The sequence below is a fragment of the Streptosporangium sp. NPDC020072 genome, from assembly GCF_040631445.1.
In the GTDB taxonomy this organism is placed as follows: Bacteria; Actinomycetota; Actinomycetes; order Streptosporangiales; family Streptosporangiaceae; genus Streptosporangium.
The window spans coordinates 198,229-213,116 of sequence record NZ_JBEYAB010000005.1; the positions used below are offsets into that span (position 1 = coordinate 198,229).

The following is a 14,888-nucleotide window of genomic DNA, read 5'->3' on the forward strand; positions in this document are numbered from 1 at the left end:
AAGGATGAGGACCTCAGCCGTCCTCACGCAGGCTGAGCGCCCTGGCCGGGCAGAGCCGTACCGCGTGACGGATGCCGTCGGCGACGGCGGTACCGGTCTCGGTGTCGCCCACCACCCTGACCAGACCGTCGTCACCGGAGTCGAAGACCTCCGGCGCGGCGAGCACGCACTGCCCCGCGCCGACACAGCGCTCCCTGTCGACGACGATCCTCGCGTTCACCACGCCACCGGCAGCTCACGGACGCCGAAGATCGCACCGGCGTACTTGAACGGCAGGTCGTCATCGGCGCCCACCACGCGCAGGCCGGGAATCCGTTCGAAGAGGGTGCGGTAGGCGATCTCCAGCTCGGCGCGGACGAGGTTCTGCCCGAGGCACTGGTGCACGCCGTACCCGAACGCCATGTGGTTGCGCGCGCCGCGCCGGAGGTCCAGGTCGTCGGGCCGGTCGAAGACGCGGGCGTCCCGGTTGGCCGAGGCGCCCAGGACGAACAGGCCCTCACCCGCCCTGACGACCTGGCCGCCGATCTCCACGTCCTCGGTCGCGACCCGGTCGAAGCCCACCCAGTCCACGATCGAGAGATAGCGCAGCAGTTCCTCCACCGCCGTCGGCCAGCCCGCCGGGTCGTCGCGCAGCGCGGCGAGGTGACCGGGGTTGCGCAGCAGCGTCAGAACGCCGAGCGAGATCATGTTGGCCGTGGTCTCGTGCCCCGCCACGAGCAGCTGGATCGTCATGCCGACCAGGGCGTCGTGGGAGATCTCCTCGCTCTGCGCGGCGGCCGTCACGAGCCGCCCGACGAGGTTGTCGCCCGGCTCCCGCTCGGCCTTGGTGACCAGGACGTCGAGATACTCCCAGACCTCCGCGGCCGCCGTGACGGCCTCCTGCGTCGAGCTGCTGCCGACGGCGATCATCGTGTTCATCCGGTCGCGGAAGAAGTCGCCGCCCGCCTCGGGCAGCCCGAGCATCCTGCAGATCGTCAGCGACGGCACGGCCAGCGCGAACGCCTCGACGAGGTCGGCGGAGGAGCCCTGCTTGAGCATGTCGTCGATGAGCCGGTCGACGTCCTCCTGAATGCCGGGACGCATCTCCTTGACCTGCCGGACGGTGAACTCGGGGATCAGCAACCGCCGGTAGAGAGTGTGCCCGGGCGGATCCATATCACCGAAATGTCCCTGCTGATACTTTTCCCGAAAGCGCAGTTCCTCCTCGGAAGGGGATTCGATCACCAGGGCGGCCATCGGATGTCCCGGATTGGTTGGATTAGTGCTGATTCGGGGGTCGATGAGAACCTGCTGCGCCTCACTGTGCCGGGTCACAAGCCAGACCTGGCCGCCGGGAAGTTCCGCCCTGACCAGCGGACCCTCCTCCCGGAGGCGCGCGTACTCGGGCGGCGGGGCGTACGGGCAGGTACGGGGAACGGGGAAACTCTGGGTCATAAGGCTTACTCCTCACGGACCGAGCCACTCCACTTACCACATGAAAGTAGGGACGAGGACAATGGCCGTCAAGGTATGACATAAACCAGAAAGTGCATAATGGCAATAAATGTCCGGCGAATCTATATAAGAAGGCTAATTCAGCAGGTAGATGGTTTTGTTCGCCGAGTGGAGCGGCCGACTCGCCCACGGCGCTCCGGCGCCCATACCAGGGCCGGGCACCCTTCCCGGAGCCGCACGGCGAAGGGAACGCCTCACTCCCGTGCGGTCGCCAGGCTGATCCTCAGCAGCGTCGCCGCCGGTCCCGTCGGCGTACGGCCCCGCCGCCAGATCGCGCGCAACCGGCGTTCGAGGTCGATGCCCTTCGTCACGACCTCGATCAGGCGTCCGGTGACCAGCTCGCCCTCGACGGCGTAGCCGCTGAGCACCGCCGGGGCGGCCCCCTCGCCTGCCGCCCCCTTGACCGCGGCGTTGGAGCCGAGTTCGAGCCGGGGCGCGGCCACCTCGTGCCCGGCCAGCGCGCGGTCCAGGGTCTCCCTGGTCCCCGAGCCCCGCTCGCGGACGACCAGCGGCGTCGCCGCGAGCTCGGCCGCCAGCAGCGCCGTACGGCGGCGCGCCCACGGATGGCCGGGCGCGACCACGACGACGAGCCGGTCGGTCGCGACCACCCTGGAGGCCAGTCCCTGCGGGACCGAGGGACCCTCGACGAAGCCCAGCTCGATGCCCGCGCCGACCAGCCTGGCGACCTCCGCCGAGTTCTGCACGTCCAGCCCGACCTGCACCTGGGGCTCGCGGGTCTGCAGCTCCCCGAGCCAGCGCGGCAGGAGGTACTCGGCCACGGTCATGCTCGCCGCGATGTGCAGGTGGGCCTCCCTGCCGTGCCGTACGGCCCGCGCGCCGCGCATGAGCTCCTCCGCGGCGGCCAGCACCTGCGACGCCCAGGCCGCGATCATCACGCCCTGCGGGGTGAGGGTCGAGCCGCGCGGGGTGCGTTCGAGCAGGGGCAGCCCGAGGCGGCGCTCAAGCAGCATGATCCGCTTGCTCGCCGACGGCTGGGCGATGCCCACCGCCCTCGCCGCCTGACCGAGACTTCCCAGGCGTTCGACGTCGACGAGCAGCCGCAGGGACTCCAGGTCGGGCAGGTCACTCATAGCCCTAGGCTATGACCTTCCAGGTAGAGCGCGGCTACCGGCCACCCCTGTCCGGTTTGAGACTCGGAACATGTCCCTCTTCCCGCTCTCCGCCTCCCCTCGCCACCGGCCCCCTGCCGGACTCCTCGCGGGCCCGCCCCAGGTCGTGGCGGTCCTGCGTCTCCTGCCCGGCCTGGCCCTGACGGCGTGCGCCGTGGCCGTCGCCCAGTGGGCGGGCCGCGCGCTGCCCGGGGTGAGCCCGGCCGTGGTCGCGGTGGTGCTCGGGGTCGCGCTGGGCAGCCTCACCACACCGCCCGCCGTGTTCGGCGCGGGCCTGCGCTTCGCCTCCCGCAGGCTGCTCCGCCTGGCGATCGTGGTGCTCGGACTGCAGGTCGCGCTGCCCGAGGTGCTGGCGCTCGGCTGGCGGCCCCTGGCGCTGGTCGCCGTCTCGACGGTCTGCACGTTCACCCTCACCCGGTGGATCGGCCCGCGAATGGGGGTGAGCCCGCGCAGGTCGCTGCTCATCGCCACCGGCGTCTCGGTCTGCGGCGCCGCGGCGGTCGCCGCCATGCATGAGGTGGCCGACGGAGACGACGACGACGTGGCAGGCGCGGTCGGCGTCGTCGTCCTGTACGGCAGCGCCGCCCTCGTCGTCCTGCCCGTGGTCGCGCGGCTCGCCGGGCTCTCGCCGTACGGGCTCGGCCTGTGGGCGGGCGCCTCGGTGCACGAGGTCGCCCAGGTCGCGGCCATAGGCGCGACCGCCGGGACGGGAGTGCTCGCCTGCGCTGTCATGGTCAAGCTGGCCAGGGTCGCGCTGCTCGCCCCGCTCGTCGCCTTCACCTCCCTCACCCTGCGCCGCCCGGCCTGTGACCGCAGCCGTGACCGGAGTGGGGTACGGCGCCCGCCGCTGGTGCCGCTGTTCGTGCTGGGTTTCCTGGCGGCGGTCGCGGTCAGGAGCCTGGGAGTCGTACCCGGCGGGGTCGTCGAGATCGTCCCCCAGGTGACCGCGCTGTCGCTGGCGGCGGCGCTCTTCGCGCTGGGGACCGGAGTGGATCTCAGGACGCTGGCGCGCGGTGGCCGTTCCCTGGCCCTCGGCGGGCTGGCGACCGCTGTCATCGGCGCTATCTCACTGATCGGCGTCCTCGCCATCGGCTGATGTCCCGGTAGACGCCATCCGATATCCCCCGTAACGTGCTCTTTCTGGAACAAGCAGCTTCTTTACCCGGTTCCACTGAGCAGCCATCCAGGCAGGACGAGGAGACAGAACCCGCTCATGCGTACCACCGAGCAGCCCATCGACAGCGTGCTCCGCCCATCCGACGAGGTGGCCGAGGCACTGGCGCAGGGCGCCCCGGTCGTGGCGCTGGAGTCCACGATCATCTCGCACGGCCTGCCCCAGCCCCGCAACCTGGAGGTCGCGCGGGAACTTGAGGGGCTCGTCCGCGAGGCCGGGGCCGTACCCGCGACGATCGCGGTGCTCGACGGCGTGGCGCGGATCGGCCTGGACAAGGACGGCCTCGAACGGATCGCCACCGAGCCCGGCCTGCGCAAGCTCGGCTTCCGCGACCTGGCGGTCGCTGCCGCGCTCAGCTCAAGCGGCGCCACGACGGTCTCGGCGACCTCCTTCCTGGCCGCCAGGGCGGGCATCCGCGTCTTCGCCACCGGCGGGCTCGGCGGAGTGCACCGTGAGTGGACCGAGACCCAGGACGAGTCCGCCGACCTCGACACGCTGAGCCGTACGCGGATCACCGTCGTCTGCGCGGGCGTGAAGTCGATCCTGGACGTGCCGGCGACCCTGCAGCGCCTGGAGACCCGGGGCGTCGGCGTCGCGGGCTTCCGCACCGGTGAATTCCCCGGTTTCTACCTGCACACCTCCGGCCGGCCCGTCGACTGGCGCATCGAGACGCCCGAGCAGGCCGCGGAGATCATGCGGGCCCAGGACGCGCTCGACGGGCCCGAGTCCGCGCTGATCGTGGCCAACCCGGTCCCGGTGGACGAGCAGCTCGACCCGGCCCTGCACGACCGGGTCCTGGCCGAGGCGCTCGCGCAGGCGCGGCATCGCGGGGTGAGCGGCCAGGCCATCACCCCGTTCCTGCTGGAGTACCTGGTCAAGGGGACGGACGGCGCCTCGCTTGAGGCGAACCTGGCCGCGGTGCGCGGCAACGTCCGCCTCGCGGGACGGATCGCGGTGGCCTGGAGCCGGGGAAACTGAGGCGATCGTGGCCGGATCGGGTCTGCTCGTCATAGGTGACGTCGTCACCGACGTCGTCGCGCTGCACGAGGGTCCGGCGCTCTCCGGACTGGCCGTCGGCACGGACACCGCCGCCGACATCGTGCTGCGCCCGGGGGGCTCGGGGGCCAACACCGCCTCCTGGGCCGCCCATCTGGGCGCGGACGCGCGGATCCTGACCAGGGTCGGGTACGACACCGGGGAGTGGCACGCCGCGGAACTGCGCCGCGGCGGGGTCAGGACGCACCTGCGCGTCGATCCCGAGCGCCCGACCGCCGTGGTCATCGCCATGGTCGATCCGACGGGTGAGCGGTCCATGCTCACCAACCGGGGCGCCGGCGGGCACATCTGCGCCGACGACTGGGAGGAGGACCTGCTCGACGGGGTCGGCCACCTGCACCTGTCCGGCTACACCCTGTTCGCCGAACCGGGCCTGCAGCTGTCCAGGCTCGCCCTGGAGCAGGCCGTGCGGAACGGCGTGTCGATCAGCGTGGACCCGGCCTCCACCGGTTTCCTGCGCTCCTTCGGCCCCGAGCGGTTCATCAGGGAGACCTCGGCCGCCCAGCTGGTCATCCCGAACCTGGACGAGGCCCTGCTGCTGACCGGCGCGGACGACCCGGAGAGCGCCGCGGGCCGGCTGAGCCTGCGCTACGGCGCCGCGGCGGTCAAGCTGGGCCCCGGCGGGGCGTTGCTGGCGCGGAAAGGAAAGTTGACCGCACGGCTTCCCGGACTCACCGCGGAAGTGGTTGACTCGACGGGAGCGGGTGACGCGTTCGCCGCCGGTCTGCTGACCGCCCTCCTGAGAGGGGACGACGACGAGGCCGCGCTGGACGCGGGACGCCGCGCCGGAGCCGAGGCCGTGACAGCGGTCGGCGGTCGGCCGCGTATTCTCACGTCTGGTTTGGCGTCCACCGGCTTTACCCACTCTCATGCTAATTGATAGCTTGCGGCGTAGGCTGCACCATTAGCCACATGTGTCACTTTGGGGAGGTTGCGGTCCGCCGATGGATGCCGAGTCATCGATCTGCCTGAGCGATCTGGTCCCGGCCCTGCGCTGGAGCAGAGCACAGCAGGTCGCCGAAGCCCTGGCCGATCCCCGCCTGCCCGCGGGATGGTGGTCCTCGGTCACCCTGCCCAAGGCCCTGAACTCGGCCGGACTCGACTGGGTCTGCGACCGGCTGGCCCGTCTCTCGATGTCCAGATGGGACCACCTTCCCCTGAGCGACGTCCTGCCGGCCCTGCACGTGCACACCGTCGATCCCACGCTGCCCGGCTGGCCGGAACCCGCCCGCGCGGCGATCACCGGCCTCGGCGGCTGGTCGAGGCTGCGCCGCCTGACCGCGGGAGACCTGGGCGGCTCCTCCCTGCCCACCACCCCGGAGACCGTGATGACCGCGGTCTTCCGTGAGGTGCTCAGCCAGATCCCCGGGATCGCCGTCCCCCCGGCCGCCGAGTCGTCCGCGCAGGCGGAACGGCCCACCGCGGAGGCACCCGCAGCGACACCCGCAGAGGCGTCGGCAGGGGCACCCGCGCAGGCCGAGCAGCAGGAGCCGCAGGCACCCGCCGTACCCCAGCAGGCCCCCGCGCCCGAGCCGCAGGTCAGGCTCAGCGACTACCCGCTGGTCGGCCTGGTGGACAACATGTTCCGCGACTGGGGCCCCCTCGAACGCGCGGTCGCCGTCGACCGCCTGTTCGCCGTCGACCCGATCAGCCTGCGTGCCCTCGCCCACAAGCTCAACGCCGACCTCGGCGCGCTGTCGGTCGCCCAGCGCGCCGCCGAGGAACGCATCCTGCTGTGGCTGCGCTCCTCGGAGTCGGCCCCGCTCACCGGCCACATGTTCGGGCTCACCGAGTGGCTCGGCGCCGCCGCCACCCAGGAGCAGCTCATCGGCGCCGACCCGGCCCACCCCATCGAGGTGCCCACACTGCGCACCCCGCTGTGGCGGGTGCTGGTCACCCTCATGCCCGACCGGCGGCTCCAGGACGGCTGGCTCGTCGTCGGCGACCTGGGCGGCCTGCGGGACCGCACCCGGCAGCTCATGGGCGGCAAACCGGCCGACTCCGAGACGGTCTCGCTGATGGAGCAGCGGCTCGGCATCCGCACCCACTCCGCGCAGGCCTGGCTCGACGCCCTGGCCGCCAGCGCGGAGCGGGGCTCGGCCGTCCCCGACGCCGCCGCGGAGCCCGGCAACAGGCAGCTGCCCCGCCGTACCCCCGGGGCCAACGGGCACCACCACCACCGGGGCGGCCAGCCCATCCCGCAGGTGAACGCCAACGCCATCGACCCCCGTGCCGCCCTGGCCACGCTGTCGGCCCTGTCCGGCAACACCAGGCCCCACCTCATCACCAGCCAGCGCGCCCCGCTCCACCCGCCGACCAGCCCGGCCACCGACCCGAGCCGCTGGCAGCGGATAGAGGTGACCAGCGAGCACCTGCGCGGCGCCCCGGTCGCGGTGCCCGAGGGGTACGCCACCCAGCTCGGCATGCGTCCGGGCACCCTGCTCTCGGTCACCGGTCCCGGCGACAACGCGGTGGTGCTGGTGTGGCGGGACCACCCCGTCTTCGACTCCCTGCAGCCGGTGCTGATGCGCCTGAACGCGCGCCCCGGGGACCAGGTGTACGTCACGGTCGACGGCTACCGCCTGGACGCCCAGCTGCCGTCCTGACGGGCGGACGGTGGGCGGCGGCCGCCGCCCACCGGGTTCACGGGACCGGCCCCATCCGCCGTCGCAGCTCGCGGCAGAAATCCCTGGCCGTCCCCCAGAAGATGGATATCCGCCAGTCCTCGTAGTAACGGGCCACGTCCCGCTGGATCTGCAGGATGTCGGCCCTCGCGCCGGCGGGGGACGGCGCGAGCTGCACGCTCACGTGCCTGCGGCGGTTGATGCCGGGCACCGCCTTCACCAGGCTGTGGAACAGGAAGCGGAAGGTCCAGTCCTGCAGGCTGTACCCCATGAAGAGGATGGGCCTCCTGGTCAGTGCCTCCAGGATCGAGGTGGGCAGCATCCGCTGCCCGTCGGCCGCGCTGTCCAGCGCCAGGTTGGCGACGAACTCCAGGTAGTCGTCCTCGGCCAGCACGATCGAGGCCGGGTCCCCCAGCCTGCCGTGCAGGTGGTAGACGAGCGGCCTGTCAGGACGGGGGCCGCTCCCGTCCCCGGCGAAGAGGTCCTTGGCGTAGGCGAGCCCGTCGTTCCAGGCGCACACCGCGACGTCGGGGCTTTTCCCCGCCGCCTCAAGCGACCGGAAGATGAAGTCGTCGTAGTTGGTCGTCAGATAAACCGGCAGCGGAAAACTCGCCAGCAGGCTGTGCGGTTCCAGCGGATCGAGGAAATCGGGGACCGCCCCGGCGTCCAGTTCCTGGCAGACCAGCCGTTTGACGTACACGGGGTCGCCGTAACGCATGGCCGCGAACTGCGCGACCCGGGGAAGGTCGTAGTCGTTGTCGAATGGATAATCCCACCGGCGTGCCATGTTCCGGCTGAGCGCCGTCCCCGTGGGAAGGACACCGGCGCAGGCGCCCGACCCGAGAAACGGTGTGCAGTCCCCGTGTTTCAACTGGTCGAGCAGTCGTTCCCACTCGGCCTCCCCCATGTCGTGCACCTAGGGCACCACCTCGAAGACCGGGATTCCAGCGGAAACGGCTCCCCGGCGGCGCGTTTGCGCCGGTACGGCACCCCTCCGCCCGTGGAGCGCGCCGCCTTGCCGTACGGCAGGGGCGGAACGCGGCCGCGCCCGTCCTCTCGACCGTCGTGAACGTCCGGGGGTGCGGGAGGGGTTCACCTCACGCCTCTTCCCCGTATCGCGGTCCCGGCGTTTTCGAGTTTTTCCCGGCGTTCGGTCAACGAGACGCGGGACCTGGGGAGCGATCGGCCTCTTCTCGACGCCGTGAATATATGATCTTCACGCCCCATCGCGCCTCACATTCAGGTTTCGGTCAACCAAAAGCACACCACGACGCTATTCAAGGGAGCCTGCACCTTTTAGTGGCTTACGCGATTCTGTAATACCCCATCCCGTAAATCAACCTTCGGCGTCGGCGGCGCTTTCCTCGGGGAGGAGGACACCTCACCGCGGGGAGAGGGATCCACTTCCTTGGCCTCGCGGCTCGCGGGGCCCACTTCCCTGGAACGGGTCCAGGCGCCCGGAAATCACTCTATTTTACGAAATATCCTGTATACCCGTACAACATACTTACCGATGCCAACTCCACCCCCACCGGGAACTTCATCCCGAACAGCGGCTCACGTCCCGATCGGAGCGCCGCGAATTTCCGCACAGGCGTTCGGCCCGCCTCTCCTCAATGCCCCCGGACACTTTCCCCTATGCTGTAATCCTCCTGAGGCGTCACACGACCTGGTCTCGAAGCGGAGGCTGATCAGCGGTGCGCGAGTGGCCTTCGAATCTGGATGTCGAGGGTCTGACGGCCGGAGGCTGGCAGCCGACTCCGTTCCGCCAGTTCGTAGTCAAGATTCACAGCCGTTGTGATTTGGCGTGCAAGTACTGTTATGTGTACGAAATGGCGGATTCAAGCTGGCGTGACCGTCCCAAAGTCATGTCAGCCGAGATCCTCGCCGCCACGGCGGCGAGAATCGGCGAGCACGTCCGCGCCCACGACCTCGACGCCGTCGAACTCGTCCTGCACGGCGGCGAACCACTGCTCGCCGGTACGGAGCCGATCCGCGAGATCGTGACCCGCGTCCGCTCGGAGACGGCTCCCGGCACCCACCTGAAGGTCAGCCTCCAGTCCAACGCCACCCTGCTCGACCTTCGCTACCTCAGGCTCTTCGACGAGCTGGGGGTCCGGGTCGGGGTGAGCCTCGACGGCGACGAGGCGATGCACGACCGCAGCCGCCGCCGCGCCAACGGCCAGGGCAGCCACGCGGCGGTCATGACGGCCCTCGGGCTGCTGACCTCGCCGGACTTCCGGCATCTCTTCGGCGGCCTGCTGTGCACCGTCGACCTCAGAAACGACCCGGTCGGCGCCTACGAGGCCCTCGCCGCCTTCGATCCGCCCGCCGTCGACTTCCTGCTTCCGCACGGCAACTGGTCGGCGCCCCCGCCCGGCCGGGAGGCGGGCGCCTCCGGCACACCGTACGCCGACTGGCTGATCCGGGTGTTCGACCACTGGTACGGTACGCCGCGCCGGCGCACGGACGTCCGGCTGTTCGGCGAGATCATCCACCTGCTTCTCGGCGGCTCCTCCGCGAGCGAGCAGGTCGGGCTGTCCCCGGTCGCGATGGTGGTCGTGGAGACCGACGGTGGCGTCGAACAGTCCGACCTGCTCAAGTCGGCCTACCAGGGCGCTCCCGAGACGGGCCTGCACGTGACCCGCGACCCCTTCGACGCCGCTCTCGCACTGCCCGCGATCGCCGCCCGCCAGATCGGCGCCCTCGCGCTGGCCGCCGAATGCCGTCAATGCCCGGTGGGCGGGGTGTGCGGAGGCGGACTCTACGCGCACCGTTACCGCGCGGGCAGCGGCTTCGCCAACCCGTCGGTCTACTGCCCGGACCTGCTCCGCCTCGTCGGGCACGTCAGGAAGACCGTGGAGAAGGACCTGGCGGCCCGGGTGGGAGCCGCAGCCGAGAGAGCGCGAGACGAAGGAGCACGATGAACCTGCGTGAACACCGGATTCCGGAGGAGATGTTCGCCGAGCTCGCCCGGGGCGGCGGCGGGACCGCGGCCGTCACGTGCCTGGCCGCGGCCCAGCACAGCAAGCACGTCCTCCTCGTGCGCGGGGTGCTGGAGGCGGCGCGGGCGTGCGGTCATCCCGAGGCCGCCGCCACCCGCCGTGCCTACGACCTGCTGGCCACGATCCAGCGCGCGCACCCCGGCGTCGTCAACGCCGTCGTCCGCCACCCGGCCGTGGGCGCCTGGGCACGGCGTACGATCAAGGCCCTTGAGTCCGGGGATCCGGAGGCCGCCCCCGCCCGGCTCGCCGCGCTCGCCGCGGTCGCCGCGATCCGTTCCGGCACGACCTGCGACATCGACGTCCCCGCGGTCGAGGGGGTGGTCACCCTGCCGTCCCTGGGACAGGCCGTCCTGTCGCCGACCGTCTCCTGCGTGACGGTCCAGTGCGATCCGGAGTGCGCCGAGGTCGCGGCAGAGGGGGTGATCGTCCGCATTCCCGCCGACCCCCGGCAGGACGCCCCCGGCTGGCGGGGGATGCGGGAGCTGTCCGCGGAGACGGACGGCACCCCGATCAACGTCGTCATCGACGACATCGACCCCTACCGCATGCCGGAGACCACGAACATGGGCGAGCGCCTCACCCAGGCCGAGGCGAGGCGCTGGCAGGCGACGCTGCACAGGGCGTGGGGCCTGCTGGTCCGCCACCATCGGACCACCGCGGAGGAGGTGGCCGCGGCCATAACGGTGCTGACCCCTCTGCGGCCCCCGGCTCTGGGACAGTCGAGCTCGACCTCCAGGGAGACCTTCGGCTGCGTCGCGCTGTCGACCCCGCCCGACGCCTCGACCCTGGCCGTCACCCTGGCGCACGAGACCCAGCACGCCAAGCTCTCGGCCCTTCTCGACCTCGTCCCGCTGACCATGCCCGACGACGGGTCGCGTTACTACGCCCCCTGGCGTGAGGATCCCCGCCCGGTTCCCGGTCTTCTCCAGGGCGCCTACGCCTATCTGGGGGTGACCGACTTCTGGCGGCGTCAGCGGCACCTGGAGACGGGCCAGGCCCGGGTGCACGCGGACGCCGAGTTCTCCCGGTGGCGTGAGGCCGCCTCCATGGTGGCGCGGACCCTCATCGACAGCGGAAGGCTGACCGCCCCGGGCAGGACCTTCGTCACCGAGATGGCGCGCCGGCTCGACGGCTGGGCGGGCGAACCGGTCCCCGCGGGCGCACGGGCGATCGGTGAGGAGCGCGCGAGCCGCCACCGCGCGCGCTGGCTCAGGAACAACGGGCGGGCGGACATCTCCCCCGTGCCCCCTCCGGCGGGCACGTGAGTCACAGCGCGGGCGGGTCGAAGTCGAAGTCGAGCCGCTCACCGCGCATCGCCACCTTCACGTCCGGATGCTCGTTGGTCAGCACACGCTGGTAGCGCTCGAAGGTGTCGACCGCCAGGATGTCGGCCCATTCCTGCTCGCCCTCTGCGCGCAGGTCCGCGATCAGGTTGATGGCGCAGGCCAGGGTCAGCGGATGGTCGGTGCCCAGCAGCGCCCGCAGCTGCTCCAGCGTCCGTCCGCCCAGCTCTCTGGCGGTGTGCGTGTCGCCCTGGGCGGCCAGGTCGCTGGCCAGGTTGATGGCGCAGGTGAGCGAGTAGTGGTGCTCCCTGCCGAGTCTCACGTCGAAGCCCGCCAGTGATCTGCGGTCGAGTTCCGCGGCCTCGTCGACGTCCCCGTTGACGCGTATCAGCAGCGCGAGGTTCATGTCGCAGCCGTACTTGAAGGGATGGTCGCCGCCGTAGATGCGGGGGTAGCGGTCTGCGGTGTCCCGCAGCAGTTCGAGCGCCGCGGTGACCTCCCCCGTCGCGCGCTGCGCGTTGGCCAGGCACAGCGCCGCCGCGAGGGTGTCGGGATGGTCCCTGCCGAAGGTGCGCTCCTCGCGCTCGAAGGTCCGCTGGGCGATCTCCAGGGCCTCGTCGGTGAGCCCCGCCCTGCGTTTGGCGATGGACAGGTCCTTGGCCGTCCGCAGGGTCCAGGGGTGGTCGCCGCCCAGTTCCTGGACGCCGAACTCGTAGGCGTCCTGACCGAGGTCGCAGGCCTCCGAGTAGTTCCCGCTGAGCCTGACGACACGGGCGAGGCCGTTCCAGGAGGCCAGCACGTTGGAGGTGCTGGCGTCCGAGTTGGCCAGGCTCTGCAGTCTGTAGGCGTTCTCCTGGAGTTTGCGCGCCTCGACGTAGTTGCCCAGCAGGAGATAGTCGATGGAGAGGTTGTTCATCGCCCGCAGGGTCCGGCGGTGGCGAGGACCGAAGACGATCTCGTGCTGGCGCCAGGACTCCTCATCGTGCCTGAGCGCGGCGGCGAAGTCTCCCCGGGTCCGCAGGTCGCCGCCGTGGCTGTTGGTGAGCAGGAGAGTCTCCTCGTGCTGCTCGCCGAGGATCGTCCGCATGCGGTCGAGGGTCCTGCGGTTGAGCTCGTAGGAGGCGCGGTAGTCACCGAGCTCGCGCAGGACGATGCCGAAGTGCCGCTGCGCGGAGAGCACGTACTGGTCGTCGGGACCGCTGTCGGCCCGCCACCTCTCGATGAGACGGCCGACCAGGTCACTGGCCGACTGGTAGCTCCCCGAGGAGTACAGGTAGCGCACCATGTCGAGGGCGAACCCACGGATGCCGGGCTTGCTGCTGCTCTCCACGTCCGCGGGCGTCACGTGCCCCAGCAGCTGGGAGTATCCCTGCCACAGGGCGTTGTCGTCGGGAAGACCCGGCGCCGCCGCCGCCAGAAGCAGGTGCGCCTCGTCGCGGTAGGCGGGGTGCTCCCGGGGGTCGAGGCCGTCGCGCAGCAGCGCCTGGACCAGCCGGTGGACCTGGATGGTCCTCGCGTCCGAGTCGATGCGCGCCAGGGCGTAGCGGCCGAGTTCCCTGATCGCCTTGCTCAGCAGGATCGGGTTGGCCAGGAGCGCGCCGAGCTTGGAGTCGGAGGCGAGGTCCTCGGGCAGTCCCTTGAACACGTCCCTGGGGATGGGCTCGGGACCGAAGAAGGCGCAGCATCGCAGCAGTTCGACCGCCTCGGGCAGCTTCGCCTGGAGCTGCGAGACCGACAGCGACCACGCCGCCGTCATGGACAGCGGGTAGTCCGAGGGTTTGTTGGCGTCGAGCAACTGGGTCGTCTGCTCACGCAGCAGCCGGAAGTACTCCTCGACCGACATCCCGGTCTCCGCCTGCAACGCCCCCGCCTGTTCGAGGGCCAGCGGCAGGTCTCCCAGTTCCTCGGCCAGCCGCTCCGTCTCCTCGGCGCCGACCTTCCCCGGCAGCCGCTTGCCGAGGAACTCGACGCTCTCCTGCCTGCTGAACACGTCGACGGGCAGGGTCTCGACCACGCTCCCCCACGAGTGGTTGCGCGAGGTGATCAGCACGTGCCCCGGCCCTCGGGGCACGATCTCGTTGATCTCCTCCGGCTGCTCGGCGTTGTCGAAGATGAGCAGCCACTTGGAGTACGGCCTGCCCCTGCGCAGCGCGTCGAGCACGGCGGTGAACGCGTCCTCGATCCCGGTCGTGGTCAGGGACGGCAGGCCGAGGTGCGGCGCGAGACCGGCCAGTGAGGAGCGCACCAGTATGGGTTGGTCCGCCGGAATCCACCAGACCACGTCGTACTCGTGGCGGAAGCGCCAGGCGTACTCGATGGCCACGTGTGTCTTGCCCACTCCGCCGAAACCGTGCAGGGCGTGGGGGACGACCGCGGTGACGTCGGACGTGACCGACTCGTGCAGTCTTTCGAGCAGGCTCTCCCGGCCGGTGAAGTTCTTGTTCTGCTGCGGCACCTTGCCCCAGACCTGGGGCTGGCGTCCCGGTGTCCGGGAACCCTCCGACGATTGTGCAACGGACACGCGACCGCCTCCACTCGCCCGATCCGAGATGAGTTTAGACTTCCGAACACGGCGCGCACCCATACAAAGAGGCCAGACTCCCGTTTCAATGCCACTAAATATGTTTTAGGGAGCAAATCGCCCGACTTCTTTGGTGAGCGCGGGTCGCCGGTCCCCCGATGTTAGGAGCCCCCGGCCGGACATGGAAGGATGACCGGGTAAGCCGAGCGGGCGGAAAACGGCACGGACGCCGGCCTCGCCTCCAAGCGCCAGGAGTCCAGATGAGCGAAAAGGCCACAGATTTCAGCAACGGCCTGATTGACGTCACCTCTTTGAACCTCGCCGACCTCGACCGGGTCGACGACTCTCGCCTCAGCCAGGCCTTGCGGCGCCTGCTCGACACCGAGGAAACCGGTCCGGTCGCCGGTTTCCAGTCGGCCATATAACGCCGTTCCATCCGGCCGGGAAACGCGCCCGGCGGCTGTGGGACCGGGTTTTCCGAACCCGGCCGACGGCGATCGCCCCTCCCTCCGGCGAAGGAGACCGGAACCGATCCCCCCGGCGACTGGCCCGTCCTTCTCCTCCGCCTTATCGTGCGAAAAGCCGCTCCATCCCGAACGAC

Annotated in this window: 12 protein-coding genes; 7 read left to right on the plus strand and 5 right to left on the minus strand. The window is 70.7% G+C overall.

From position 1 onward, the window contains the following. Positions 1-13 precede the first annotated feature (13 nt). The 3 genes from ABZ470_RS13365 to ABZ470_RS13375 form a co-directional block, all read right to left on the minus strand. Positions 14-220, minus strand: coding sequence for a ferredoxin (locus ABZ470_RS13365; protein WP_362911495.1), 207 nt, complete (start codon positions 218-220; stop codon positions 14-16). Next, positions 217-1,434, minus strand: coding sequence for a cytochrome P450 (locus tag ABZ470_RS13370; RefSeq protein WP_352011556.1), 1,218 nt, complete (start codon positions 1,432-1,434; stop codon positions 217-219). The genes ABZ470_RS13365 and ABZ470_RS13370 overlap by 4 nt, the downstream gene beginning before the upstream one ends. 254 nt (positions 1,435-1,688) lie before the next feature. Further along, a complete protein-coding gene (locus ABZ470_RS13375) occupies positions 1,689-2,585 on the minus strand; it encodes a LysR family transcriptional regulator (RefSeq protein ID WP_362911496.1) in 897 nt (298 codons plus the stop codon). 70 nt (positions 2,586-2,655) lie between these two features. Here ABZ470_RS13375 and ABZ470_RS13380 point away from each other — a divergent pair, with 70 nt between their 5' ends. From ABZ470_RS13380 to ABZ470_RS13395, 4 genes are all read left to right on the plus strand, one after another. Further along, positions 2,656-3,720, plus strand: coding sequence for a putative sulfate exporter family transporter (locus ABZ470_RS13380; RefSeq protein WP_362911497.1), 1,065 nt, complete (start codon positions 2,656-2,658; stop codon positions 3,718-3,720). Between the two features lie 117 nt (positions 3,721-3,837). Beyond that, positions 3,838-4,776 (plus strand): pseudouridine-5'-phosphate glycosidase, encoded by a 939-nt coding sequence (locus ABZ470_RS13385; protein WP_362911498.1) that lies wholly within the window; start codon positions 3,838-3,840, stop codon positions 4,774-4,776. Between the two features lie 7 nt (positions 4,777-4,783). Next, positions 4,784-5,734 carry a sugar kinase gene (locus ABZ470_RS13390; protein ID WP_362775715.1) on the plus strand — a complete coding sequence of 317 codons (951 nt, stop codon included), beginning with the start codon at positions 4,784-4,786 and terminating at the stop codon, positions 5,732-5,734. Between the two features lie 64 nt (positions 5,735-5,798). Next, positions 5,799-7,460, plus strand: coding sequence for a hypothetical protein (locus ABZ470_RS13395; RefSeq protein ID WP_352011551.1), 1,662 nt, complete (start codon positions 5,799-5,801; stop codon positions 7,458-7,460). A gap of 37 nt (positions 7,461-7,497) precedes the next feature. Here ABZ470_RS13395 and ABZ470_RS13400 read toward each other — a convergent pair whose 3' ends face one another. Continuing rightward, on the minus strand, positions 7,498-8,385 hold the full coding sequence (locus ABZ470_RS13400) for an SIR2 family protein (protein WP_352011728.1): 888 nt from the start codon (positions 8,383-8,385) through the stop codon (positions 7,498-7,500). A 790-nt stretch (positions 8,386-9,175) separates the two neighbouring features. On the opposite strand from ABZ470_RS13400, the gene ABZ470_RS13405 reads away from it, so the two are divergent. After that, a complete protein-coding gene (locus ABZ470_RS13405; protein WP_362911499.1) occupies positions 9,176-10,405 on the plus strand; it encodes an FxsB family cyclophane-forming radical SAM/SPASM peptide maturase in 1,230 nt (409 codons plus the stop codon). Continuing rightward, positions 10,402-11,748 (plus strand): HEXXH motif domain-containing protein, encoded by a 1,347-nt coding sequence (locus ABZ470_RS13410; protein WP_362911500.1) that lies wholly within the window; start codon positions 10,402-10,404, stop codon positions 11,746-11,748. The genes ABZ470_RS13405 and ABZ470_RS13410 overlap by 4 nt, the downstream gene beginning before the upstream one ends. Position 11,749: 1 nt before the next feature. On the opposite strand, the gene fxsT is transcribed toward ABZ470_RS13410, so the two are convergent. Next, positions 11,750-14,287, minus strand: coding sequence for an FxSxx-COOH system tetratricopeptide repeat protein (gene fxsT / locus ABZ470_RS13415; RefSeq protein WP_352011548.1), 2,538 nt, complete (start codon positions 14,285-14,287; stop codon positions 11,750-11,752). Positions 14,288-14,547: 260 nt separating this feature from the next. On the opposite strand from fxsT, the gene fxsA reads away from it, so the two are divergent. Then, positions 14,548-14,712 (plus strand): FxSxx-COOH cyclophane-containing RiPP peptide, encoded by a 165-nt coding sequence (fxsA, locus tag ABZ470_RS13420; RefSeq protein WP_352011547.1) that lies wholly within the window; start codon positions 14,548-14,550, stop codon positions 14,710-14,712. The last annotated feature ends 176 nt before the right edge of the window (positions 14,713-14,888 follow it).

Excerpts from the sequence above, each read along its gene's own strand:
- ABZ470_RS13370 (WP_352011556.1), bottom strand. The coding sequence starts at position 1,434 with ATGACCCAGAGTTTCCCCGTTCCCCGTACCTGCCCGTACGCCCCGCCG.
- ABZ470_RS13375 (WP_362911496.1), bottom strand. The coding sequence starts at position 2,585 with ATGAGTGACCTGCCCGACCTGGAGTCCCTGCGGCTGCTCGTCGACGTC.
- ABZ470_RS13380 (WP_362911497.1), top strand. The coding sequence starts at position 2,656 with ATGTCCCTCTTCCCGCTCTCCGCCTCCCCTCGCCACCGGCCCCCTGCC.
- ABZ470_RS13385 (WP_362911498.1), top strand. The coding sequence starts at position 3,838 with ATGCGTACCACCGAGCAGCCCATCGACAGCGTGCTCCGCCCATCCGAC.
- ABZ470_RS13395 (WP_352011551.1), top strand. The coding sequence starts at position 5,799 with ATGGATGCCGAGTCATCGATCTGCCTGAGCGATCTGGTCCCGGCCCTG.
- ABZ470_RS13400 (WP_352011728.1), bottom strand. The coding sequence starts at position 8,385 with ATGGGGGAGGCCGAGTGGGAACGACTGCTCGACCAGTTGAAACACGGG.
- ABZ470_RS13410 (WP_362911500.1), top strand. The coding sequence starts at position 10,402 with ATGAACCTGCGTGAACACCGGATTCCGGAGGAGATGTTCGCCGAGCTC.
- fxsA (WP_352011547.1), top strand. The coding sequence starts at position 14,548 with ATGAGCGAAAAGGCCACAGATTTCAGCAACGGCCTGATTGACGTCACC.